This window comes from Paenibacillus harenae DSM 16969 (assembly GCF_000422465.1).
Taxonomy (GTDB): domain Bacteria; phylum Bacillota; class Bacilli; order Paenibacillales; family Paenibacillaceae; genus Pristimantibacillus; species Pristimantibacillus harenae.
This window is the reverse complement of sequence record NZ_KE383843.1, coordinates 865,657-888,522: the sequence shown is the minus strand read 5'-3', so window position 1 is coordinate 888,522 and position 22,866 is coordinate 865,657. Positions and strand designations below refer to the sequence as shown.

The following is a 22,866-nucleotide window of genomic DNA, read 5'->3' as shown; positions in this document are numbered from 1 at the left end:
AGGAATCGGAGAGGGGGAAAGGCCGTGAGCAACAGGAAAGAGAGCAAGCTTTCGTTGATGCGCCGCTGCAGAAGATTTTGGCTGCGCGATGACGGGGCGGTAACCGTGTTTGCGGTCATCGTATTATCCGCGCTGTTGTTATTTTTTTCGGTGCTTATCGATTATGCGCGGATTGCAGCCTTTCATAAGCTGTCGGAGGACGCGGTCCGTTCCGGGGTTCGTTCCGTTCTGTCTGCTTACGACTCCGTCTTATACGAGAGATATGGCTTGTTCGGCCGCGGAGGGACAGAGGGCCAAGGAATATTCGAGGAAGTGTTGAAGGCGAATGCGGACGGGGAAGCAGGATTGTCGGGAGAGGGCATCAAGCTTGCACGCATGAAGCTCGAAGCCGCTTCGCTCCATCCGGCTTCATTTCTGGGCCATCATGACGTATTCAAGAGACAGGTGCTCGAGGAAATGAAGTATAAGGCGCCGGTTGATTTTACGTTGGAGCTTGCATCGAAATTCGCGCCGGTGGCGGGTCCAATGAAGGAAGCCTCCGCCGCGATCAGCCTGCTCGAAAATATGCGCAGGCTGTATGAGAAGCGGGAAGCGCATTTGGCTGCGGCGCTGCAGCTTCAGCAGCAGGCTGCTTCGGTCGTCGGGGGCAGCGGAATCGAGGCGTTGATACCCGTACAGACGGCTGCGATTGGGCCGGGAAATGAAACGGCCCTGCTCTTGGCAAGCGAATACCGGACATACGCGGAACAGGTTATTCATGATCAGTCCCTGCCGCCGGAAGCCTCGCCCAAATATACGGAAGAAATTGCCGCATATGAGGAGAAGGCACGGAGCATTACGCTGGAGCTGAGGCGAATAAGCGTCGATATGCTCAGGCTGCACGCGAAGCGGCTGGGGGATGCGTTAAGAGAGCTGGAGGCGGCAAGACTTCTCAATGCGGATATGCAAAGGCTGGCGCAGCAGGCAAGTCAAGCTGCGGAGGGGGCTGGATATGATGCCGTCTCCAAAAGCAAGCTGCCGGGCGACGATCAGCATCAAGTGCCGGACGGAGCGGCTTCAGAAATCGAGCAGGTAAAGCAAACCGCAGACGAGCTGGTGCTGCCGGAGAGCTGGTTCGCAGAATATAAGCGGGAGCTGGAGACCCAGGGCACTGCTGCCGTGGCGCTCGATACGGAGACCGGCGGCTTCCAGTCGAACATCTCGGCAGCGATGGCGAAGCCGATCTCTAGCTCCGACCCACAGCTATTGCTGGAGGGTGTTGCGAGTCTGCGGCTTGTGTATGGCGACTACGAGGAGAAGTATATTCGGCCGGCTTCGATCCTTATGAACCGGAAGCAGCAGCAGGACGGCGGTAATATCAAGGCTAAGCTGAAGCAGCAGGAGGAGCGGGCCTCATCCTTATGGACGCAGGCTCGCGGCATGCTTCAAGGCTTGACGGCCGTTCCCCAGACGGAGGAGCATATTGAGCTTTTTAAGCAAGTAAGGAAGCGTTTTGACGACAATCTGCTGTTCAACCAGCGCTCCGACGATGCCGCATCCGAAGGCGGAGCGGAGCAAGCGGAGGATGCGCACGAAGCGGCGGAACAGGCCGCCGCGATGATGGGCGGGCTGTTTACGGGAATGGCAGGCATGCTCGAACGTACGAGAGACACGGTCTATTTTGGCGAATACGCGGTTCACCGCTATTCGTCCTTTGCTCCGCAGAACCTGCGGGCTTTGTTTGCCGGAGGAGACCCGTCGGAGCTGGCGCATGCCGTATCCTTGAATAACCAAGAGGCGGAATACGTTATTTACGGGTTTCACGATCCGATCGGCAACATCGCCGCGGCTTATGGCGAATTATTTGCGACCCGACTAGCGGTCCGCACAATGGAGGGGCTGATCGAGAGCCGTGCGCTCGGCCATCCGCTCCTTATTTTGTCCGCTGCCATTATTTACGGGTTGGAGAAGACGATGGAGGATATGCTTGCATTTACGGAGCGGGGTACCGCGCCCTTGTCTAAATATGTGAAAGTTGAGCTTGGGTATACCGATTATTTGCGGTTATTTATGCTTATTCATGGCGTGGATGACGCCAGGGGGCTGGCCCGAATGATAGCGGTCATTGAGCAGAACAGCGGAGCCGCGCTCTCGGCTGTTCCCAGCGGAGTGACAGGGGAAGCCGGAGTCTCCATTGAGCTGTGGTTTGTTCCCGGACTCATGCGGGTATTAGGCCGGGTCGGACTATTGGAGGGAAAGGTCGTCGGCAATCGTTATGAAACAACGCAAACCATCGGATGGTCCTATTGAAAGCCCCAACCGAGTGAATGAACAAGGCTCCATCGTCGTCGAGGCCGCGCTCGTCATGCCTTTGGTGATGATTGTGCTTCTCGTGTTCATTATGCTTGTCCGTCTCTGTGCCGTGCAGATGGCGCTGCACTCGGCAGCCTCCCAGACGGTAAGGCAAATCGCCGCTCATATTCAACCGGCGGAACTGGCCTGGCAGCAGGCCAAGGCCAGTAATCCTCTGCCGGCAATGACATTGCCGGGATCCCGGCTGTCCCCGTGGAGCGACATAGCTGCGGAGGCGGCGGAATGGCTGCCGTCGCCGGCGGGACCGATCGTGTCATCGGCGCTGCGCGGCGATTTCCGTCCGCTGCAAAATATGGCCGCCACGGAAACGGGGCGGGTAGTTGTCGAGCCTCTTCTGCGGGAATTCGCCGACAAGGCGATTATTTCGCCCGAGCGTTTGAGACTGGCGTGGCTTACGCTGCCTGATTTGGATAAAAACAACGAGCCTTATTTAGCGGTGTCCGTTGAATATGAGTTTCCGTTAAAGCTGCCATTCTACCGGAAGCCGATTGTCCTAAGGGAGCAAGCCGCTGAGCGCGTGTGGACGAGCGATTCGGCCCCCGCAAGGTATGGCGCGGAGACCGGCGAATCGGCTGCCGTCCCCATTCAAATAGTGTCCATCGAACCCGCTCCGCTTCGACCGGGCAGGAAGGCGACCGTCGTCGTAAAGACGGCCCCCGGAGCGGCTATTTCGCTCGGCGTGATGTACAAGAGCGGCTCGAGCAAAGCAAAGCATTTGGGAGAAGCGGTCGCCGATGAATCCGGTTATGTGCAGTGGACGTGGCATGTGTCGGGCAATACGACGCATGGAATATGGGAGCTCACGGCAGCGGAGGTTGCGAAGCAGGACAACCGGGTCTCGATGCATTTTTCCGTTGAGAAAAGCAGTGCGGGCCAATAGCCATATAGAAACAAGGAGGCAAAGAAAATCGAAATGGAACCCATTCAGACGGCTGCAACGGCTTTATTGCTCATTTTTTCTTTTATTACGGATATTAGAACGCAGCTCATTCCGAACCGGCTGACGGCCAGCTTCTTTGCTGCCGCGTTCCTATATCATTTCGCCGTTGAAGGCTGGGATGGATTAATGACGGCTGCTGCAGGCGCTGCCGCAGGCTTTATTCCGCTTCTGCTTCTCCATTTTGCGAAAGGGATCGGCGCCGGAGACGTCAAGCTGTTTGGAGCAATCGGCGCTTGGACAGGCGCGTGGGTCGTTCTGCAATTGATGCTGTATTCGATTTTATACGCAGGCTTGATCGGCATTTGTATCTTAATTGCGATTCGACCATTGGGGAAGCGGTTTGCGGCCGAATTATCGACGTTTGCCGTCCCTGAATCCGGATGGAAAAAACGTCAATGGATGCAGTGGGCGCGATCGGGCAAAAAGTTCCCGTTCATGCTGGCGGTCGTTCCTGCCGCTGTGACGGTCTGGTTGATGGCAAATTAAGCGAGCCTATTGGAAAGGAGACTTTATAACATGCAGAGCTATCGCATAGATTTTGCCATGAATCGCGGACATGAGATGACGTTAGACCGCGAGCAAGGCATTGAGCGGAATGAACTGGACGATATCGAGCTTCATATGCTGCAAAATCAGCGCATCCCCTATTTACTGCCGGTCGATTGGCATGAAATGAATGGGAAGGTCACCTTTCGTTATTCGATTTCCGGACTGAAGATGCTTCTGCATCGTCTGCAGCAGCAACCGCTCACGATGGAGCAATACTATACTCTCATATTGGGGATAACGGATGCATTAAGCGAATGCAAACATTACATGCTGCGGCCGGACGGCTGTTTGCTTGATGAGCAATTCATCTTCATAGGCGGGCAATTGCATGATATCCGTCTGGCCTATGTACCTTTGAAGGATGGAGACCGGCCTCTAGGAGCTGGAGATCTGCTGTCTCTCATTGTGCGTTTTACTTCATATGTCGATCGGATTGACGGCGACGGCTTAAAGCGGGTATTGCACAGCATGAACGGGCAAAAATGGCCCCTCGAGCCGTTGAAATCGACGCTGCTTGACTTAATTAATATCGGCCAGCCTCAGTCCGTACTGCCGCAGCCCGTAAGGATGCCTTCCGCGCGGCCTCAGCCAATCCGGAACGATGATCCGCCATTGCAGCGTCTGGAAAACAGGCAGCCCATGCAAGCATTGCCCAAGAATGAGCCTATACAAACAGAAGAGGCAGAGAACAGGCCGGACGAGAATAAAACCGTCTTCGAGGAATATCCGTTCAGGGATGAAGATGATGATGAGAAGCGAGCGGAAGGCTCCATGCGAAAATGGATGTATACGGCAGGACTTGTTATTGCGGGCGCATGCGTGTGGCGATTTATTTATTTTGCTTCCTACTCCCGGCAAAGTTTACTTATCAGCGCGGGTCTGTCTCTTCTGCTTGTCGTCGCGCTTCTCTTTGTATGGAGAATTAACGCCGCGCGGTTCGATTCCCCGGTTGAAGCGCAGTATGAGATAAAGCCCTTCGCACCTGATTCCGGTCCGCTCGTAAAGCTGGCAAGATGGCAGGCCCTGCAAGAAAAGAACGATGCGGCGGCATTAAAGGCATTGCAAGAAGAAAGCGCGGCGGCGCTGTCATCGCCGCTTCAAACGGCAGCCTCGTATCCGTCTGTTCCGGTCACGGAACCAACGGTGCTGCTTGGCCGGGATCAGCCGAAGGAGTTGACGGGCGAGAAAGCCTTTTGGCTCTGCAGAAGCTGGGAAGGTCAAGAAACGAGGCTGGAATTGACGGAGTCCTGTTTTAAAATAGGCAGGGCGGGCGAGCAGGTAAACTACGAGGATCCTGCAACAGGCATATCCCGCATGCATTTGGAAATTGAATGCGTGAATGGGGAATGCTGCGCAAAGGATCTTGGCTCCAGAAACGGGAGCCTGTTGAACGGTCAATCGATGATTCCTTATAAGACATATAAACTGGCCATCGGCGACGTGATTCATCTAGCCGATATGACGGGACCGGCGTATGAGCTGAGACAGGGGTAACCTATGCTCAGCCGCGGCCTATCAAGTCTTGCATGGCGACGTCGATGGTTGGATAAAGAAAAGTGAAGCCGCAATCGAGCGCTTTGCGCGGAATCGCCTGCTGGCTGTCGAGCAGCAGCGAAGCCATTTCGCCAAGCGCCAGACGCATCATGAAGGCGGGAACGGGCAAATAATGGGGTCTTTCCATCGCCTTGCCGATTGCCCGGCCGAACTTGTCATTCCTGACGGGCTCGGGAGCGCAAGCGTTGACGGGACCGTCGATGTCATGGCGGTCTAGGCAAAACAGAATCAATCTGACCATATCATCGATATGAATCCACGATATCCATTGCTTCCCGCTGCCGATTCTCCCGCCGCCGAATAAACGATAAGGAAGAGCCATTAGCGGAAATGCGCCTTTCTTCTTATCAAGCACGACGCCGGTTCGGAGTATCACATGCCGGGCGATTGGAATTGCGCCGGCTGCTTGTTCCCACTGCCGTACCACCTCGGATAAGAAATCCGTTTTGTCTGTCTTGCTTGCTTCATCCAGAACAGCATCCGCAGAGCTGCCGTAGGCAGAAATACCGGATGCTTGAATGAGAAGCGAGGGTTTGTTCTCCAAAGCTGTGACGAGCTGTGCGATGCGGGCTGCCGACGATAGTCTGGAATCCAGAATGCGTTTCTTCGCGGCGCCTGTCCAGCGCTGATTAATCGTTTCACCCGATAGATTGACGATGGCGTCTACGCCGTCAAGCAGCTCGGGAGATGAAGCCAGCTCCGACCAGGTTACATGATGAAGACGGCCTCCAGCAGGCGTCTCCGGCACGCCGCGCCGTGAAATAATCCAGATCTCGTCATTTCGAAGCAGCAATTTTTTCTTCAACGAGCTTCCGATGAATCCCGATCCGCCGGCAATTGCAATCCGCATCTCTTAATCGCTCCTTAAGCAGCCTCTATTTCACTTCTTCGATAGAAACGAGCCAATTTTGCTTCAATTCCGTATCGCCGTCAACCGCTTTTTCCGTATATTCGAATTTTACATGGGCGTCATCTGGAATGCTATTCATCTTTTGCGAAAGTTCCTCCGTCAATTGCAGCGCGATTGCGCCGTCGGCTGTTTCGATTTCGATGGAGTGAGTATCCATAAGCCCGTTAAAAGTCCCTTCGCCGCTTAAGACAAGATTATTGGTTGGCGCCTTGGTTTCACTATTATTGCTCGCGCCGTTTGTCGACTCGGGCGATGAGACGTCGGGCTCAATAACGCCGCTTTGTTCCGGCAAATCCACGACGGGCCCTTCATTCACGGTATCTTGCTGATTGTCCTGGTTCGTTGTATTGCCAGTGCCGCTGCAAGCCGATGCGGCAAGCATGACAGCTAGAAGAATTGCTCCTGTTGCCGCTGCTTTTGTGCTTCTTCTTCGCTTCGATGAGTTCATCAAAAGAACCACCTCCTGCATGTAATAACGAAACGGGAGCGCCTAAGGTTACAATTTTATCGGCAAGCCGACATGCTTTCGTCCCAAAACACAAATGAGCTTAAGCCGCGTCTGGCGGCTTAAACTCATTTGTTAAGCAGATGCTTATAGGGGCCGTAGTCGATTCCTTCGCGGTCCAGGAAGGAGACTAGACTGCGGTAATCGCGTTTGGGAGTGGCGCGGATGTAGCCCTCGATGCAGTGCTCCTTGGTGACTGACGCGGCGCCGTGCTCGATGGCAACTTGTCCGATCTTGGCGGCGATGGAATGCTTTGCTATATCGCGAAAGGCGCTTGGCACCGGGGATACTAGCTGATCAAGCAGCGCCTTGGACTCATCGTTCCACATGCTGCGGCTGCGCTCTACCCAATAATTCTGCCAATCGAGCTTGGACTTGCCGTCCCGCATCGGAAGCACCTTAAGAAATTTCCGGAACATGAAAAACCCGCCGATCGACATAGCGCCAACCATCACGATCGCCCAAAAAACGATAAAATACATAAACCAATCTGGCGCGACTTTCATTCTTATCCTTCACCTCAATAATGAATTATACCGTATTCCTAGATTTATTTCGACATTCCTTGTAAAATAAGGTGTGATTAACCGAAAGGGGCGAAAAATCGATGTTGAAAATAGGTTCCCATGTATCATTTTCGGACAAAGGACTGCAAACGGCCGCTCAGGAAGCCATGTCATACGGTTCCAGCACGTTCATGATTTACACCGGCGCGCCGCAGAATACGAGACGCAAGCCGATCGATTCGTTATACATTGAAGAAGGCAAGGCGCTGATGGAGCAGGCAGGCATCAATGAAATTGTCGTACATGCTCCTTATATTATCAATTTAGGCTCTTATAAGGATGATACGTTCGAGCTTGCGGTTTCATTTCTTCAGGAAGAAATTCGCCGCACGAATCATATCGGTGTCCGCAATATCGTGCTTCATCCCGGAGCTTTTACGGACAAGGATGCTGAATTCGGCATCGCCCGCATAGCGGAAGGGCTGAACGAGGTGCTCTCCGGCACGAAGGAGACGAATGTCAATATCGCGCTCGAGACGATGGCCGGCAAAGGCACGGAAATCGGACGAAGCTTCGAGGAGCTTGCCGCCATTATCGACAAGGTGCAGGATAATGACCGGCTCACGGTATGCATGGACACCTGTCATATGCATGATGCCGGCTACGATCTGGTCAATGATTTGGACGGCGTGCTTACCCAGTTCGACAACGTGGTAGGCTTAGACCGCGTAGCGGTCGTTCACGTCAATGACAGCAAAAACCCGCGCGGCGCGGGCAAGGACCGCCATGCTCCGGTCGGTGCGGGCTGGCTCGGCCATGAGGCGATTCAATCGATTATTCATCATGAAGCGCTTAGCGGCCGTCCTTTCATTCTGGAGACGCCGTGGATCGGCAAGGAAGACAAAAAGGAACGTCCGATGTACGAGGCGGAGATCGCCCTGCTTGGCGGCACTGCGCTGGAGCGTTTTGGCGACACGTTCTTCGAGGACGTGGAGCGCCTGCATCATTTCTTCGGCAAGCAGGACATCGACCCAAGAACGTATGTGCTTTCGACCTGGGATGTGCTTAAAAATGATGCGAAAGCCAAAAAAGCCGACCCTCGCGAGCCGATGGAACGTCTATACGATCTTCTTATCGAAGGAAAACCGCTGCCGAACCCGCTCACGGAAGAGCAGATCAATCAGCGTATTATAGCCTGGTTTGCAGGCAAGCAGATGCTCGCGAACGCGTAGCATAAAGCTGGATTGTCGTACAATTTCATTTCGTCGTGAAAGGAAGTTTGAGCTTGATGTCATCTGAATTTAGCCCTTCAGCTATGAGCAAGGCACCCGGCGGACAAAGCGGCCGGGCGCGCATGCTGATCGCCTGCCCGGACCGTCCGGGCATCGTGGCGGCCGTATCGCATTTTTTGTATGAGCACGGAGCAAACATCGTCCAGTCGGATCAATATACGATGGATCCGGAGGGCGGCATGTTTTTTATCCGCTTCGAATTCGATTTGAACGATTTGGACAAGGAGCTGCCCGTGCTGGTTGAGGATTTCGCCAGAGTCGCGGACCGCTTCGATATGAAATGGCATACGTTCCGCGCGAGCCGCAAGAAGCGTCTCGCCATTTTCGTATCCAAAGAGGATCATTGCTTGCTGGAGCTGCTGTGGCAGTGGAAGGCGGGGGACCTGAATGCGGATATCTCGATGGTTATCAGCAACCATCCGGATATGCGGGAGCTTGTGGAATCGTTCGGCATCCCGTTTTATCACATTCCGGTAACGGCCGGCACGAAGGCTGAAGCGGAGCGCGAGCAAATGGAGACCGTTGCGGATAAAGCCGATCTCATTGTGCTTGCCCGCTATATGCAGATCATCTCGCCGAAATTTATAGAGCATTTCCCGAACCGCATTATCAATATTCACCACTCTTTCCTTCCGGCTTTCGTCGGCGGCAAGCCGTATGCGCAGGCCTATACCCGCGGGGTGAAAATCATCGGCGCAACGGCACATTACGTGACGGAAGAGCTTGACGGCGGACCGATTGTCGAGCAGGACGTCCAGCGCGTCAGCCATCGCGACAATGTCGACGACCTGAAGCGGATCGGACGGACAATCGAGCGTGTCGTTCTGGCCCGCGCCGTGAAATGGCATATCGAGGATCGGGTCATCGTGCATCAAAACAAAACGGTCGTCTTCAACTAACCGCATGTCTGCGCGTTGTTTCAGCTATTAAAGAATGGAAAACGCCTATGCGGAGTGATACAATATTCAAAGCTATTTCGTGCTGGTATAAGCTGAATCGTTAATGAGAAACCATATAACGAGCAAAATGAGATCAGATTAGATAATAGGAGGAAATAGAAATGACGGTTACACAAAAATCGATTGAACAGCTGTCGATCGATACGATCCGCACCCTTGCGATCGACGCTATCGAGAAAGCGAAATCAGGCCACCCGGGTATGCCGATGGGCGCAGCCCCAATGGGGTATCAGCTCTTTGCCAAAAATATGAAGCATAACCCGTCGAACCCGACTTGGATTAACCGCGACCGTTTCGTGCTTTCCGCCGGACACGGTTCGATGCTGCTGTACAGCCTGCTGCACCTTTCCGGATATGATCTTCCGCTGGAAGAGCTGCAAAATTTCCGTCAATGGGGCTCCCTGACGCCGGGCCACCCGGAGTTCGGCCACACGGCCGGCGTGGACGCGACAACCGGTCCGCTTGGACAAGGCATCGCGATGGCTGTCGGCATGGCGCTTGCGGAAGCGCAGCTCGCGGCTACATATAACAAAGAGGGCCATGAAGTGATCAACCACTTCACTTATTCGATTTGCGGCGACGGCGACCTTATGGAAGGCATCTCCCACGAGGCTGCTTCTTTCGCAGGCCACTTGGGTCTCGGCAAATTGGTCGTGCTGTATGATTCGAACGACATTTCGCTTGACGGCGAGCTGAGCCTGTCCTACTCCGAAAGCGTTCAGAAGCGTTTCGAAGGCTACGGCTGGCAGGTGCTGCGCGTAGAAGACGGCAATGATCTTACGGCATTGTCCAAAGCGATCGCAGACGCGCAAGCCGATCCGTCTAAACCGACATTGATCGAAGTGAAAACCGTGATCGGATACGGCAGCCCGAATAAAGGCGGCAAAGGAGGACATGCGGGACCTCACGGATCGCCGCTTGGCGCTGAAGAAACAAAATTGACGAAGCAAGCCTACGGCTGGAACGAAGAGCATCAATTCCATGTGCCGGACGAGGTGCGCGCTCATTTTGCAGAAGTGAAAAACAGCGGCGGGCAAGCTAACGCAGCATGGGATGCAAGCTTCGCAGCTTACAAGAAAGCTTATCCCGAGCTTGCGGCGCAATTCGAAATCGCGATCTCCGGGGCATTGCCGGATGGTTGGGACGCAGACCTTCCTTCATATACGACGGAAGACAAGCCGTTATCGACCCGCGTTGCTTCAGGAAACGCGCTTAACGGATTAGCCAAAAACGTACCTAACCTTGTGGGCGGATCGGCTGACCTTGAAAGCTCGACGATGACGCATCTGAAGGGCTTGACGCAGTTCAAGCCGGGCAGCTACGACGGCCGCAACATCTATTTCGGCGTTCGCGAGTTCGGCATGGCTGCAGCCATGAACGGTATCGCCCTTCACAGCGGCTTGAAAGTATTCGGCGGCACCTTCTTCGTCTTTACGGATTACCTGCGTCCGGCTGTTCGTCTTGCTTCATTGATGAAGCTGCCAGTCGTGTACGTGTTGACGCATGACAGCATCGCGGTTGGCGAAGACGGTCCTACCCATGAACCGATCGAGCAGCTGGCTTCGATCCGCATCATTCCTGACTTGACGGTCATTCGTCCGGCTGACGGAAACGAAACTTCCGCCGCTTGGGCTTACGCGGTCGAGAACACGGGCAACCCGGTTGCGCTTGTTCTGACTCGCCAGAACCTGCCGATCCTAGAAGGAACGGTGAACCATATTCACGAGAACCTCCGCCGCGGCGCATATGTCGTATCCGATGCCGCGAACGGCAAGCCGCAAGCGCAAATTTTGGCGACGGGCTCCGAGGTTCAATTGGCTGTAGCGGCTCAGAAAGCATTGGCGGAAGAAGGCATTCAAGTCCGCGTCATCAGCATGCCGAGCTGGGATCTGTTCGAGAAGCAATCGAAGGAATACAAAAACGCCGTCCTGCTTCCTGATGTTAAAGCCCGTCTTGCGATTGAAATGGCTCATCCGTTCGGCTGGGAGCGTTACACGGGAGATCAGGGCGATATTCTCGCCATCGACCGTTTCGGCGCATCCGCGCCTGGCGACCGCGTAATCAAAGAATACGGCTTCACGGTTGAGAACGTGGTTAGCAAAGTGAAGGCATTACTGTAGTAACGACGCTTAACCACAGCATCTGATAGATAAAGGAGATTACGCTCACCATGTCTCAATTCGAAAATGTATCGGTCGTCAAGAAGGCAAATGTCTACTTCGACGGCAAAGTAACAAGCCGCGCCGTCTTGTTCGCGGACGGAACGAAAAAAACGCTCGGCATCATGCTTCCGGGCGACTATGAGTTTGGAACGGATTGCGTTGAGATCATGGAGATTCTGGCCGGCGATCTGAAGGTTCTGCTTCCGGGCGAATCCGATTGGATCCACATTCAGGGCGAAGGCGAATTCACAGTGCCTGCCAACACAAAATTCAAGCTTCAGGTTGCTGAAGTGACAGATTACTGCTGCTCGTATATTTACGAGTAAACAGAGCGGTGTCTCAAAGTAAGGGGCTTTCCTGCACCGGCGTGTTTGCGCCTGCGGGAAGGCTTCTTCTTTTTGCACAATTTCCGCTCCCGAATGTATATTAGATGTCTCGACATAATTCGATTTTTCGTTACAAATCAGGCGCAAAACAAATTGATTTCAAGCGGGCGTTCGGATAAGGTTAGGAAGAAGGCGCTGTACGCGCTTGATCAGTCCGATGCGTACATAATCAGGAGGTTATCCGCTTGAAAGAAAAAAACTATACGCCGCTTATTGCCGTATTAACGCTTGCGCTTGTCGGGATTATTGCCGTTTTGTTTTTCTTGCCGGCTTATGAAGGGGAGATTCACTTTGACGTAACGATTCTGCCTTTGCTGAATGCGATTTTTAATTGCTTCACCTTCCTTGCGCTGTGCATAGCGCTGGCCGCCATCCGGAGAAAAAATGTGCGCATGCACCGTGCGTTTATCGGCGCGGCCTTCACCTCGACGACGCTGTTTCTCGTATCTTATGTCACGTATCACTACTTGACGGAGTCGACCAAATACGGTGGAGAAGGTATCCTTCGGCCGATCTATTTCTTTATTCTGCTGACGCACATCCTGCTGGCAATCGTGGTTGTGCCGCTTGCGCTCTTGTCGGTCGTTCGCGGGCTGCAAATGAAGGTAGAGAAGCATCGCAAAATCGCAAGGTGGACAATGCCGATCTGGCTGTATGTTAGCCTTACAGGCGTCGTTGTCTACCTGATGATATCGCCTTATTATTAAGGGGCCAGTTATAGCCGCACATGCTTTCAATGTGCGGTCGACATACCAAAAGCCGGATTAACGAGGGCGCTCTGAATGCAGATCGATCTGCATTCAGGGCGTCTCTTGTCTTACACCAAACTACTCAAGCTGCAGGTTCCGCGTCTGCGGCAAACGCCGGCCGTTTGCGATGCACGAGCCGAGAGAGAAAGACGCTGATCTCAAAGAGCGCGGAAAGCGGGATGAGAATAATGAAAGCGGAGATAAAATCCGGAGGCGACAGCAGGTTGGCCGCAATGACCAGGATCAAGTAAGCGTAACGGCGCGATTTGTGCAGCAGCTGCGGGGTTAAAAGCCCGATTTTGGTCAGAAACATGACGATAATCGGCAGCTCGAAGGCTGCGGCCACCGGTAGAATAATATGGATCATAAAGCTAAAGTACTGGGTGATTCCGTAGGTTTCGACAAGATTCATCTTCTCCGATATGGCAGAGATGAAGGAGAAGCTTGTCGGCAGTACGACATAATAGCCGAAGCCAATTCCGAGCAGCAGGCAGAGCACGCTGTATGGAATATAACGGAGCGCTGCCGCTCTCTCATGCCGATGCAGTCCCTTCTTGACGAAGCTCCATAATAGGAAGAGAGCTATGGGAAGCGTTAAGGTTAAGGCGCAGATCATCGCGATGCTCATATACATCCGAATGCCGTCGAATGGCGAGAACACATTCCACTCGAGCCCGGAAGCCGGAGGCGTATTTTTTATATAATCGAAAATGTATGGCGAAACGGCAAGACCGGCCGCCGTACTGACAATAAATATGGCAAAAATGGCAATAAGCTGCTTTCGCAGCTCGATGATATGCCCCATTAACGGCATGATCGTTTGTTTGATCATGAAGCAGCGCCCCTTTCCCGCACGTTAGGTACGCGCTTGATGGCTGAAGCAGGATTTGCGCAATTCGAACGTATGGAAGCCGTCTTTCATTTTTTGCTGAATTTCTTTCAAATGCTCGACATCTTCAAATGAGAACTTCCTTGCTCCCCCGGGCGACCTTGCAGGGAAGATGAGCCGCTTATCCTCGTAATAACGAATCTGGCGTTCCGTAAGGCCTGTCATTTCTCGAACCATCCCGATACTGATTACCTTTTTACTCATAGCTTCGCCTCCTAGTGGATAATGGGTTTCAAAGTTTCCATAAACAATACGCATTTAGTCAACTAACTTAACATAAATTTGTCTTTTGATGTGATTTTAGCAAGTGTTTTAAATAATGACAATGGTCTTCATGAACTACTCGCGCTTTTATCTACTTCATATTCCAGCGATTTTTCTGGGTTTTTACGACTATATTCATGATATTTATCGCATGAGATCAAATGACCAAAAATAATCTATGTTAGATTATCTAACACAATAATAGAACTCCCCTCTTTTTCCGTGTTATCTTCTCGTTGGGTTACACAACGAAGCTGACGAATGGGAGTGAGCAGGATGGAGTCCACGAAAACGCCAGGCGAAATGTCAAGGCGGCAGTTTTTGAGCACGGTAGGAAAGCTTGGAGGAGGGGCCGCGGTATTCAGCGTTATGGGGACGCTCGGACTGCTGTCTCCGGAAACCTTGAAGGCGGCCGACTTTGTACCGCCGGATAAAAACGACCTGTCGATGGGCAAGCGCGGAGGCAAAAAAATTGTGATTCTTGGCGCCGGTATTGCGGGCATGACCGCTGCGTACGAGCTCGGACAAGCCGGCTACGATTGCACGATACTCGAAGCGCGGGCCCGTTCGGGCGGCCGCATCTGGTCCGTCCGCCGCGGCACGACGGTCGCCGAGACCGGGTCTCCGAAGCAGGTGGCCCGCTTCGCCGACGGCTTATATTTTAATGCCGGTCCGATGCGGATTCCCCAGTTCCACGTAACGATGGAGTATATCCGGAAGTTCGGCATTCCGATCGAACCCTTCAACAATGTGAACGATCATGCTTATTACTATAACGAGAACGCAGGCGAACTGTCGGGCAAGAAGATCCGGAAACGCGAGGCGAAGGCGGACGTGCGCGGCTACGTCACCGAGCTTATGGCCAAGGCGGTGAACCAGCCGGCGCTCGATTTGCCCCTTACGGCCGATGAGAAAGAAAAGCTGGTTGCCTACCTGCGTACGGAAGGCGGACTCGATGCGGATTTATTCTACAAGGGCACTTCCCGCGGCGGCTACAAGGACGAGCCGGGGGCCAAGCTCGATGCGGGCGTTATCCGCGATCCATTCAGCTTGAATGCGATCCTTAATTCCGGGTTCGGCAATTATCTCAGCAGCGAGTACAGCTATGATCAGCAAATGATGATGTTCCATCCGGTTGGAGGCATCGATGCCATTCCGGACGCGTTCGAGAAACGTCTCAAAGGTAAAATCCAATTTCATTCCGAGGTTACGGAAATTAAGCAAAGCGAAAACGGCGTTACGGTGCTGTATAAACATTTGGGTACCGGCGAGGCGCTTAAGGTTGAAGCAGATTACTGCATTTGCACGATTCCGCTGTCCGTGCTGAAATCCATTAAAGCCGACTTCTCGCCGGAGATGAAAAAAGCGATCGACAGCATCGGCTATGCCTCTGCGGGCAAAATCGGCCTGCAGTTCAAACGCCGGTTCTGGGAAGAGGATGAGCAAATCTACGGCGGCAATACGTTGACGAATATGGATATCTCCTCCATTTATTATCCGCCTACCGGCTATATGCAGAAGAAAGGGCTGCTGCTGGGCTATTACGCCTTCGGAGGGAATGCGGACAACATCGGTGCGATGTCCTACCAGGAACGCGAGGCTCATGCGCTGAGACAGGGAGCTAAGATCCATCCGCAGTATCACCAGGAATTCGAAGCCTCCTTCTCCGTCGACTGGAAAAAAATCAAGTATAACCTCGGAGGCTGGGTATCGTATACCGGCGATCAACGCAAGACCGTCTATCCGACATTGTGCAAGCCCGACCGGAGAGTGTATCTGGCCGGGGAGCATATGAGCTACATTACGGCCTGGATGGCTGGCGGCATTGAGTCGGCCCGGGCAGTCGTTACCGAGATCCATGAGCGGGTGATGAAAGAATAGCAGAGGCGCAGAATGAAAAAATAAGGAGGAATGCAGATCATGGCAATGAAACAAAATATGAAAATACTCATCGGAGCGGCCGTTGTTTCTTGTTTTCTTGGAGCCACCGTCTATGCAAACGCGCTGACACCTAATAAAAAGCCGCTGACGCCGATTCATGAGCCCGAATTCTACGGCAGCGCAAGCTCTTCCATCTCCAGCAGCGTCGCTGTACCCGCAGGGACGGCGACCTTCTCGACCAGCGGTACGGTTCCGCCGCTTCTGAATAAAGACGGGAAGACGGTATACGAGCGGTACGGCAATACCGAGAAGCAAGGGGAAGGCATTCTGCTGAATATCGAGAAGCAGCTGACGGAGCAGGGACTGACGATGAAGGATGTCGTCTATCTCAGGGTATACGTTACGCCGGATGCAAGCCTGGAGGGAAAGTTCGACTTTCAGGGCTGGTTCAGCGCGTATGCGAAATTTTTCAACACGGAAGAAAATCCGGTCAAGCCGGCCAGGTCGACTGTCGGCGTCGCAGCTCTCGTCCATGCCGATTGGCTGATCGAAATCGAGGCGGTGGCCGTCTATCCGAAGGGGCATAACCAGAATTAGAGGCAACGGCAGAGGCATTTATCCATCATTCGTATAAAAAATAAGGAGCTGACGCGCTTATGCTGCAAAATATTGGTTTTCCCGGATTGCTCATGATATTGGTTGTTGTTCTCATCATATTCGGCCCGTCCAAGCTGCCGGAGCTTGGAAGAGCGGTCGGGCGTACGCTGCATGAATTTAAAGCATCCGCGAAGGAGCTTGTTTCCGAGAACAAGGACGACGTAATCGAAGGAGAGAAGCTTGAGAAAACGGAGCTGACGAGGACATAGGTTGGAGCAGAATGGAAAAACGAACCGGCGAGAGAAGCGCTCTCTGCCGGTTCGTTTTTTTGTATGCGGAATCGTCTTACGCCTTATCCCCGCCGAACCTTCGGCCGATCCACCGCTCATAGGTTTGGCCTACGCTGCACATATCAAGCTCGCCGAACCCCATGGCATCGCCAATCTGGAATTGGCTCTTCGCGGCTTCCAGAAGGGGCGTCGGGATCCTCAGGCTGTCCGACAAGACGGAGCTCAGCTTCAAATCCTTCAGCATCAGTTCAAGCGAGAATTGAACGCCATAGTCGCCTTCCAGCAGCTTGGGGCCCTTCATCTCGGCAGCCTTGCTGGCAGCGCCGCCTGACTGGACAAGCTCCAGAAATGCGCTGCCGTCGATTCCGCCGCCGGCGGCAATGGCCATCCCTTCGGCCAGGGCGACGACATTGATGCCGACGATCGTGTTATGCGCCAGCTTGGCGGTCGAGCCGCTCCCGTTCGGGCCCATTGGAATGACCTTGCGTCCCATAGCCAGCAGCACATTCTCGGCTTCTTCGATCGTTTTGGCCGCGCCGCCTGCCATGAACACGAGCGTACCGCCTTCCGCGGCAGGCTTGCTGCCCGTTACCGGGGCATCGAGGAATGAAGCGCCGATCGCTTCGGCCGCGGCCGCCAGTTCCTTCGCAAGCAGCGGAGAAATCGTGCTGCAGTCTATAAGCGTGCTGCCGCTGCGAGCGCCGGCGAAGACGCCGCTCTCGCCCCAATATACTTCGCGGACCGCCGCATCGTTGCTGATCATCGTGATGACGACATCGGAAGCTCCCGCTACATCGGCAGCGCTCTCCAGTTCGACGGCGCCTAACGCTGTCAACGATCCCGCTTTGCCCGGCGTCCGGTTATAAACGGCTACCTCAAATCCCTTGCTCAATAAATTCGCGGCCATTCCCATGCCCATGACACCCAATCCGATAAATCCGATTTTTTTCATAGCGGTTCCTCCATCCTAAACGGTCTTTTGGATTGATTATACAGGCTTTTCGTCAATAATTCACCGTTTCGAAGCTTGTTTTTATAAGTTAAATCCGATATTGTAGATGCTAAGTTGACAAGCGTTATCACTGTTCACCAGTTGATGCGGCATAACATTTAGGAGGTCTAATTTACGATGAGTAAAACAGTTAAGTTTGACTACAGCAAGGCGCTGGCTTTCGTAGGCCAGCACGAGATCGATTATATGGCGGATTCGGTTCGCCTTGCACATGAACAATTACATAACGGAACAGGCGCCGGCTCGGATTACCTGGGCTGGATCGACCTGCCGGCCAATTACGATAAAGAGGAATTTGCCCGCATTCAGAAGGCTGCCGGCAAAATCAAATCGGACTCCGAAGTGCTGATCGTCATCGGCATCGGCGGATCCTACCTCGGCGCACGCGCCGCGATCGAAATGCTGTCGCACTCTTTTTATAATATATTACCGAAGGAAGAACGCAAGACGCCTCAAGTTCTCTTCGCGGGCAATAACATCAGCTCGACGTACGTTACGCATCTCCTTCAATTAGTAGAAGGCCGCGACTGGTCGATCAACGTAATCTCGAAATCCGGCACAACGACCGAGCCGGCGATCGCATTCCGCGTATTTCGCGCGGCGCTCGAGAAGAAGTACGGCAAGGAAGAAGCGCGCAAACGGATTTACGCAACGACGGATAGAGAGAAGGGCGCTTTGAAGAAGCTTTCTAAGGAAGAAGGCTACGAGTCGTTCGTGATTCCCGACGATGTGGGCGGACGTTATTCCGTGCTGACGGCGGTAGGCTTGCTGCCGATCGCAGCCGCAGGCATCGACATTGAAGCGATGATGAAAGGCGCGGCTGACGCATCGAAGGAATACAGCAACCCTGACCTGGCCGAGAACGAAGCTTATCAATACGCCGCAGCGCGCAACGCCTTGTACCGCAAAGGCAAGGCAACCGAAATTCTCGTCAATTACGAGCCTTCCCTGCACTTTGTATCCGAATGGTGGAAGCAGCTCTTCGGCGAAAGCGAAGGCAAGGACTTTAAGGGCATTTTCCCCGCAGCGGTCGATTTCTCGACGGATTTGCATTCGATGGGCCAGTTTATCCAGGAGGGCAACCGCAATATTTTCGAAACGGTCATCCAGGTGAATGAAGTGGCGGAGCAGATCGCGATCGAGCACGACGCGGCCGATTTGGACGGGCTGAACTTCCTTACCGGCAAGACGATGGATTTCGTCAACAAGAAAGCGTTCGAAGGCACGCTTCTTGCGCATACGGACGGCCAAGTGCCTAATTTTATCGTCAATATCGCGGACATGTCGCCTTACTCCTTCGGCTATCTCGTTTATTTCTTCGAGAAAGCGTGCGGCATCAGCGGCTACCTGATGGGCGTTAATCCGTTCGATCAGCCGGGCGTTGAGGCGTACAAGAAGAACATGTTCGCGCTGCTTGGCAAGCCTGGCTTCGAGAAGGAAAAAGCCGAGCTGGAAGCACGGCTGTAATCGGCCCGCTACGCCGGTATACAGGAGTCGAAGCCGATGCTCGCTAAGTATTCGACGGTCAGACAACAAGCCAGCGCAGAGATCGTCATTAAGAAGTCCCGATTCATCGGTTACGCGAAGCCGGTGGAAACGGAGGAGGAAGCCGTCGCCTTCATTAATGAGATCAAGCAGCTTCACAAGCAGGCGACGCATAACTGTTCGGCCTACGTCGCAGGGGAACGGGATCAGTTCCAGAAGGCGTCCGATGACGGGGAGCCCAGCGGTACGGCGGGCAAGCCGATTCTTGAGGTCATCAAGCACAAGGGGCTGAAAAATGTCGCCGTCGTGGTGACCCGGTATTTCGGCGGCATTATGCTGGGAGCGGGCGGACTTGTCCGCGCGTATACGGACGGAGCGGTCGCAGGCATTGAGGCGGCGGGGAAAATCGTTAACGTGCTGCATCGCGAAATACTCGTCGATGTAGACTATGCATGGTACGGCAAGCTGGAGAATGAGCTCCACGGCAGGGGGACGCGCATCGGCGGCATCGAATTTACGGATCGCGTCGTCGTCCGCTGCTTGCCCGAAGAGCATGAGGCCGAAGCTTTCGCCGCATGGATCACCGACCTGACCGGGGGGCAAGCCGTCCTTACGACAGGCGAATGCCGCTATTATATTGAAGGTGAATAATACGATGAGGAGAGTCGGCAGCAAGCCGATCTCCTCATTTTTTTCTCTAGGCGCATCATCGGCAAAACGTTCATAAGATAAAGCTATAGGTTTAATCAGTTAATCTAAATTAAGCATTGACGAAATGCCGGTCATGATGCTACATTATCAATACCACGTAATACCGAGTAAGTTAATAGGAATTGTTTTTTTTATTCTGTTTGCTACACCTGCGGCACAAGCCGATGGTCTGGAGGTTAAGTCACATTGAATGCAATGTTTCGCGGAAAAGGATGGAGCTTCGGCTTTCGCACGACGATTATGCTTTATTTTATCATCCTTATCGTACTGCCTATTATCGGCATTTATACGCAATCCTTCTCGCTGGGATGGACGCCGTTCTGGGAGAGCGTCTCTGATCCGCTGGCATGGAAATCCGTGCTGCTCACGGTGAAATTAGCTCTTATCGCAACGATTCTGAACATGCTGCTTGGAACGATGATCGGCTGGGTGCTGATCCGCTACCGTTTCCCCGGCCGCAGATTGCTTAACAGTCTCGTCGACCTGCCTTTTGCGCTTCCGACGGCGGTGGGCGGATTGATGATCCTGCTGCTTCTGGGACCTAACAGCCTGGTGGGCGGCCTGGCGGGGAAAGCCGGCATCGAAATCGTATTTCATGAACCGGCAATCGTAATCGCCATGCTGTTCGTTACCTTCCCGTTCGTCATTCGGGCGATTCAGCCGCTGCTGGAGGAGATGGATAAATCGGAAGAGGAAGCAGCCTATACGCTGGGCGCAACGCGCGCCAAAACCTTCTTCAGCGTCATCTTCCCAACGATGCTGCCGGGCATTTTGAGCGGCGCGATGCTTGCCTTCTCCCGCGGACTCGCGGAGTTCGGGGCAGTCGTGCTCGTTGCCGGCAATATTCCGGGCAAGACCTTAATCGCATCCGTCTATATATTCGGAGAGATCGAGAGCAATAACCCGCAAGGAGCCGCCGCCGTCTCGGTGCTGCTGCTGACGCTGTCCTTCCTCATCCTGTGGACCGTTAACCTCATTCAAGCGAGGAGGAACGGCCAATGATGAGACGATTATGGATTACGCTAACGTATATCGTATTTGCTCTGCTGCTCGTAGCGCCGCTCGTCAAGATTTTTACGGGCTCATGGGCGGACGGCTGGAGCGGCTTCGCGGAAGGCATCACGCGTCCGGAGTCGCTGCATGCGTTAATGATGACGGGAATCATCGTCGTCGTAGTGACCGCTTTGAATACGGTGTTCGGCATTATGCTTGCCCTCTATCTTGTTCGCGCGGAATGGATCGGGCGGCGGTTGAAACGCCTGCTGAACAGTCTGGTCGATTTGCCGTTCGCGGTTTCGCCTGTCATCGGCGGTCTGATGATCGTCCTGATTCTTGGACCGAATACGGTGATCGGAACGCTGTTCGAGGACGCGGGCTTCAAAATCGTTTATGCGCTGCCGGGCATGATTCTCGCCACCTTATTCGTTACCTTCCCGCTTATGGTGCGCGAAGTAATGCCGGTGCTTCAGGAGATCGGCGCGCAGCAGGAGGAAGCGGCCTCTACGCTCGGCGCTTACTCCTGGTATACCTTCTGGAAAGTAACATGGCCGTCGATTCGCTGGGGCGTCATTTACGGCGTCGTGCTGACGGTGGCGCGGTCGCTCGGCGAATTCGGAGCCGTGCTCGTCGTTTCCGGCAATATCATGAACAAGACACAAACCGCGACAACGCTCGTTTATCAGGATGTGGAGAATTTCAACGTCGTCGCCGCCAACGGAATAGCACTTGTTCTTGCGGCTTTCTCCGTGGGACTGCTGCTCCTCATGGAATGGGCAAAAAAACGAAAGGAAGTGCATTAAGCCATGCATATTGAAGTACGGAACTTAGACAAAAGCTTTGGCGATTTTCACGCGGTGAAGGATGTCAGCTTTGAAATTGAAAAAGGCCACTTGATCGGCTTGCTCGGACCGAGCGGCGGCGGCAAAACGTCCATACTTCGTATGCTGGCTGGGCTTGAAACCCCAACCTCCGGCGATATTTTGTTCCACGGCAAGAGGGTGAATGACCTGCCGCCGCAGGAGCGCGGAATCGGCTTTGTCTTTCAAAACTATGCTTTGTTCAAGCATATGACGGTATACGAGAACATCGCTTTCGGCCTTAAGGTGAAGAAGCATTCGAAGGAGCAAATCCGCGAACGAGTCATGTATTTGGTGGAGCTGACCGGCCTGAAAGGCTTCGAACACCGCTATGCGCACCAGCTTTCCGGCGGGCAGCGCCAACGGGTAGCCTTCGCCAGAGCGCTTGCTCCCGAGCCGCAGCTGCTGCTGCTCGATGAGCCGTTCGCGGCGATAGACGCGAAGATCCGCACCGAGCTGCGCACATGGCTCAAGGAAATGATCGAGCGCGTAGGCATTACCTCGATTTTCGTTACGCATGATCAGGACGAAGCGATCGAAGTGGCCGATGAGATTATGATTATCAGCAAGGGCAAGCTGGAGCAGAAGGGCAGCCCGTGGGATATTTACAAAAATCCGCAGACGCCGTTCGTCGCCAGCTTTATCGGTGAATCGACGATCGTAGAGAGTATTGCGGAGCTTAAAGGCTTCGAGAACGCTGCGGCTGCCCCGGGCACCAAGGCGCTCATCCGCCCCGAGTATATTGAAATCGGCAAACCGGGCGAGATTAAGCTGGCTTCCGCCGCGCTGTCCGGCAAGGTGAAGCATCTGCATTTCCGCGGGAGCGAGTGGATGGTAGAGCTGCAAGTCGGCGAGACGAAGCTGATCACCTACCGTTCCCTTGAGAAGGAAGTGCTGCATCCCGGCGACCAGGTCAGCGTGCTTGTGCACCGGGCGTATCTCTTCAATGATAATAAAAGCTGGATTGCGGAGAATGCGTTAAAAGAAGATCCGATGCCGATCCATATTTAACTGACA

At 53.7% G+C, this 22,866-nt stretch carries 23 protein-coding genes; 17 read left to right on the top strand and 6 right to left on the bottom strand.

Annotated features, from left to right (window positions below; translation table 11 throughout):
- Window positions 1-24 precede the first annotated feature (24 nt).
- The 4 genes from H581_RS0123560 to H581_RS0123545 are packed head-to-tail and all read left to right on the top strand — an operon-like array spanning window position 25 to window position 5,335.
- A complete protein-coding gene (locus H581_RS0123560) occupies window positions 25-2,289 on the top strand; it encodes a TadE/TadG family type IV pilus assembly protein (RefSeq protein ID WP_028612161.1) in 2,265 nt (754 codons plus the stop codon).
- Window positions 2,290-2,302: 13 nt separating this feature from the next.
- Entirely contained in the window at window positions 2,303-3,232 is a 930-nt protein-coding gene (locus tag H581_RS0123555; RefSeq protein ID WP_211231495.1) for a TadE/TadG family type IV pilus assembly protein, read from the top strand.
- A 33-nt stretch (window positions 3,233-3,265) separates the two neighbouring features.
- A complete protein-coding gene (locus tag H581_RS0123550; protein WP_028612159.1) occupies window positions 3,266-3,778 on the top strand; it encodes an A24 family peptidase in 513 nt (170 codons plus the stop codon).
- Between the two features lie 30 nt (window positions 3,779-3,808).
- Window positions 3,809-5,335 (top strand): DUF6382 and FHA domain-containing protein, encoded by a 1,527-nt coding sequence (locus H581_RS0123545; RefSeq protein WP_028612158.1) that lies wholly within the window; start codon window positions 3,809-3,811, stop codon window positions 5,333-5,335.
- Between the two features lie 7 nt (window positions 5,336-5,342).
- On the opposite strand, the gene H581_RS0123540 is transcribed toward H581_RS0123545, so the two are convergent.
- From H581_RS0123540 to H581_RS0123530, 3 genes are all read right to left on the bottom strand, one after another.
- Window positions 5,343-6,245, bottom strand: coding sequence for a TIGR01777 family oxidoreductase (locus H581_RS0123540; protein WP_028612157.1), 903 nt, complete (start codon window positions 6,243-6,245; stop codon window positions 5,343-5,345).
- A 25-nt stretch (window positions 6,246-6,270) separates the two neighbouring features.
- On the bottom strand, window positions 6,271-6,753 hold the full coding sequence (locus tag H581_RS35155; protein WP_036719649.1) for a hypothetical protein: 483 nt from the start codon (window positions 6,751-6,753) through the stop codon (window positions 6,271-6,273).
- A 125-nt stretch (window positions 6,754-6,878) separates the two neighbouring features.
- On the bottom strand, window positions 6,879-7,316 hold the full coding sequence (locus H581_RS0123530) for a DUF2621 domain-containing protein (RefSeq protein WP_028612156.1): 438 nt from the start codon (window positions 7,314-7,316) through the stop codon (window positions 6,879-6,881).
- 101 nt (window positions 7,317-7,417) lie between these two features.
- Here H581_RS0123530 and H581_RS0123525 point away from each other — a divergent pair, with 101 nt between their 5' ends.
- The 5 genes from H581_RS0123525 to H581_RS0123505 all read left to right on the top strand — a co-directional run bounded on the left by H581_RS0123525 (window position 7,418) and on the right by H581_RS0123505 (window position 12,822).
- Window positions 7,418-8,548, top strand: a complete 1,131-nt coding sequence (locus tag H581_RS0123525) for a deoxyribonuclease IV (RefSeq protein WP_028612155.1) — start codon at window positions 7,418-7,420, stop codon at window positions 8,546-8,548.
- A gap of 56 nt (window positions 8,549-8,604) precedes the next feature.
- Window positions 8,605-9,507, top strand: coding sequence for a formyltetrahydrofolate deformylase (gene purU, locus H581_RS0123520; protein WP_245600119.1), 903 nt, complete (start codon window positions 8,605-8,607; stop codon window positions 9,505-9,507).
- 161 nt (window positions 9,508-9,668) lie between these two features.
- Window positions 9,669-11,687 (top strand): transketolase, encoded by a 2,019-nt coding sequence (gene tkt, locus H581_RS0123515; protein WP_028612153.1) that lies wholly within the window; start codon window positions 9,669-9,671, stop codon window positions 11,685-11,687.
- 50 nt (window positions 11,688-11,737) lie between these two features.
- Window positions 11,738-12,055, top strand: a complete 318-nt coding sequence (gene ppnP, locus H581_RS0123510; protein ID WP_028612152.1) for a pyrimidine/purine nucleoside phosphorylase — start codon at window positions 11,738-11,740, stop codon at window positions 12,053-12,055.
- 245 nt (window positions 12,056-12,300) lie between these two features.
- Window positions 12,301-12,822, top strand: coding sequence for a DUF420 domain-containing protein (locus tag H581_RS0123505; RefSeq protein ID WP_028612151.1), 522 nt, complete (start codon window positions 12,301-12,303; stop codon window positions 12,820-12,822).
- 124 nt (window positions 12,823-12,946) lie between these two features.
- On the opposite strand, the gene tatC is transcribed toward H581_RS0123505, so the two are convergent.
- Both tatC and H581_RS0123495 read right to left on the bottom strand, forming a co-directional pair.
- Entirely contained in the window at window positions 12,947-13,696 is a 750-nt protein-coding gene (tatC, locus tag H581_RS0123500) for a twin-arginine translocase subunit TatC (RefSeq protein ID WP_028612150.1), read from the bottom strand.
- Window positions 13,697-13,720: 24 nt separating this feature from the next.
- Entirely contained in the window at window positions 13,721-13,957 is a 237-nt protein-coding gene (locus H581_RS0123495) for a MerR family transcriptional regulator (protein WP_028612149.1), read from the bottom strand.
- A 336-nt stretch (window positions 13,958-14,293) separates the two neighbouring features.
- On the opposite strand from H581_RS0123495, the gene H581_RS0123490 reads away from it, so the two are divergent.
- From H581_RS0123490 to H581_RS0123480, 3 genes are read left to right on the top strand one after another with little or no spacing between them, the layout of a single operon-like run.
- Window positions 14,294-15,898, top strand: a complete 1,605-nt coding sequence (locus H581_RS0123490; RefSeq protein WP_028612148.1) for a flavin monoamine oxidase family protein — start codon at window positions 14,294-14,296, stop codon at window positions 15,896-15,898.
- 39 nt (window positions 15,899-15,937) lie between these two features.
- The gene (locus tag H581_RS0123485; RefSeq protein ID WP_028612147.1) at window positions 15,938-16,495 is read left to right on the top strand and encodes a Rid family hydrolase; all 558 of its coding nucleotides are present in this window, start codon (window positions 15,938-15,940) and stop codon (window positions 16,493-16,495) included.
- Window positions 16,496-16,554: 59 nt separating this feature from the next.
- The gene (locus tag H581_RS0123480; protein WP_028612146.1) at window positions 16,555-16,764 is read left to right on the top strand and encodes a twin-arginine translocase TatA/TatE family subunit; all 210 of its coding nucleotides are present in this window, start codon (window positions 16,555-16,557) and stop codon (window positions 16,762-16,764) included.
- Between the two features lie 76 nt (window positions 16,765-16,840).
- Here the strand turns inward: H581_RS0123480 and H581_RS0123475 are convergent, their stop codons facing one another.
- Window positions 16,841-17,737 (bottom strand): NAD(P)-dependent oxidoreductase, encoded by an 897-nt coding sequence (locus H581_RS0123475; protein ID WP_028612145.1) that lies wholly within the window; start codon window positions 17,735-17,737, stop codon window positions 16,841-16,843.
- 177 nt (window positions 17,738-17,914) lie between these two features.
- On the opposite strand from H581_RS0123475, the gene H581_RS0123470 reads away from it, so the two are divergent.
- The 5 genes from H581_RS0123470 (at window position 17,915) to H581_RS0123450 (ending at window position 22,860) form a co-directional block, all read left to right on the top strand.
- Window positions 17,915-19,264 carry a glucose-6-phosphate isomerase gene (locus tag H581_RS0123470; RefSeq protein WP_028612144.1) on the top strand — a complete coding sequence of 450 codons (1,350 nt, stop codon included), beginning with the start codon at window positions 17,915-17,917 and terminating at the stop codon, window positions 19,262-19,264.
- A gap of 36 nt (window positions 19,265-19,300) precedes the next feature.
- Window positions 19,301-19,933 carry a YigZ family protein gene (locus tag H581_RS0123465; RefSeq protein WP_028612143.1) on the top strand — a complete coding sequence of 211 codons (633 nt, stop codon included), beginning with the start codon at window positions 19,301-19,303 and terminating at the stop codon, window positions 19,931-19,933.
- A gap of 255 nt (window positions 19,934-20,188) precedes the next feature.
- Window positions 20,189-20,995, top strand: a complete 807-nt coding sequence (gene cysT, locus H581_RS0123460) for a sulfate ABC transporter permease subunit CysT (RefSeq protein ID WP_036719928.1) — start codon at window positions 20,189-20,191, stop codon at window positions 20,993-20,995.
- On the top strand, window positions 20,995-21,792 hold the full coding sequence (locus tag H581_RS0123455; RefSeq protein ID WP_028612141.1) for a sulfate ABC transporter permease: 798 nt from the start codon (window positions 20,995-20,997) through the stop codon (window positions 21,790-21,792). Before cysT ends, H581_RS0123455 begins: the two co-directional genes overlap by 1 nt.
- 3 nt (window positions 21,793-21,795) lie before the next feature.
- Window positions 21,796-22,860 carry a sulfate/molybdate ABC transporter ATP-binding protein gene (locus H581_RS0123450; protein ID WP_028612140.1) on the top strand — a complete coding sequence of 355 codons (1,065 nt, stop codon included), beginning with the start codon at window positions 21,796-21,798 and terminating at the stop codon, window positions 22,858-22,860.
- The last annotated feature ends 6 nt before the right edge of the window (window positions 22,861-22,866 follow it).

Excerpts from the sequence above, each read along its gene's own strand:
- H581_RS0123550 (WP_028612159.1), top strand. The coding sequence starts at position 3,266 with ATGGAACCCATTCAGACGGCTGCAACGGCTTTATTGCTCATTTTTTCT.
- H581_RS0123545 (WP_028612158.1), top strand. The coding sequence starts at position 3,809 with ATGCAGAGCTATCGCATAGATTTTGCCATGAATCGCGGACATGAGATG.
- H581_RS0123540 (WP_028612157.1), bottom strand. The coding sequence starts at position 6,245 with ATGCGGATTGCAATTGCCGGCGGATCGGGATTCATCGGAAGCTCGTTG.
- H581_RS35155 (WP_036719649.1), bottom strand. The coding sequence starts at position 6,753 with ATGAACTCATCGAAGCGAAGAAGAAGCACAAAAGCAGCGGCAACAGGA.
- H581_RS0123530 (WP_028612156.1), bottom strand. The coding sequence starts at position 7,316 with ATGAAAGTCGCGCCAGATTGGTTTATGTATTTTATCGTTTTTTGGGCG.
- H581_RS0123525 (WP_028612155.1), top strand. The coding sequence starts at position 7,418 with ATGTTGAAAATAGGTTCCCATGTATCATTTTCGGACAAAGGACTGCAA.
- purU (WP_245600119.1), top strand. The coding sequence starts at position 8,605 with ATGTCATCTGAATTTAGCCCTTCAGCTATGAGCAAGGCACCCGGCGGA.
- tkt (WP_028612153.1), top strand. The coding sequence starts at position 9,669 with ATGACGGTTACACAAAAATCGATTGAACAGCTGTCGATCGATACGATC.
- ppnP (WP_028612152.1), top strand. The coding sequence starts at position 11,738 with ATGTCTCAATTCGAAAATGTATCGGTCGTCAAGAAGGCAAATGTCTAC.
- tatC (WP_028612150.1), bottom strand. The coding sequence starts at position 13,696 with ATGATCAAACAAACGATCATGCCGTTAATGGGGCATATCATCGAGCTG.
- H581_RS0123495 (WP_028612149.1), bottom strand. The coding sequence starts at position 13,957 with ATGAGTAAAAAGGTAATCAGTATCGGGATGGTTCGAGAAATGACAGGC.
- H581_RS0123490 (WP_028612148.1), top strand. The coding sequence starts at position 14,294 with ATGGAGTCCACGAAAACGCCAGGCGAAATGTCAAGGCGGCAGTTTTTG.
- H581_RS0123485 (WP_028612147.1), top strand. The coding sequence starts at position 15,938 with ATGGCAATGAAACAAAATATGAAAATACTCATCGGAGCGGCCGTTGTT.
- H581_RS0123480 (WP_028612146.1), top strand. The coding sequence starts at position 16,555 with ATGCTGCAAAATATTGGTTTTCCCGGATTGCTCATGATATTGGTTGTT.
- H581_RS0123475 (WP_028612145.1), bottom strand. The coding sequence starts at position 17,737 with ATGAAAAAAATCGGATTTATCGGATTGGGTGTCATGGGCATGGGAATG.
- H581_RS0123470 (WP_028612144.1), top strand. The coding sequence starts at position 17,915 with ATGAGTAAAACAGTTAAGTTTGACTACAGCAAGGCGCTGGCTTTCGTA.
- H581_RS0123465 (WP_028612143.1), top strand. The coding sequence starts at position 19,301 with ATGCTCGCTAAGTATTCGACGGTCAGACAACAAGCCAGCGCAGAGATC.
- cysT (WP_036719928.1), top strand. The coding sequence starts at position 20,189 with ATGTTTCGCGGAAAAGGATGGAGCTTCGGCTTTCGCACGACGATTATG.
- H581_RS0123455 (WP_028612141.1), top strand. The coding sequence starts at position 20,995 with ATGAGACGATTATGGATTACGCTAACGTATATCGTATTTGCTCTGCTG.
- H581_RS0123450 (WP_028612140.1), top strand. The coding sequence starts at position 21,796 with ATGCATATTGAAGTACGGAACTTAGACAAAAGCTTTGGCGATTTTCAC.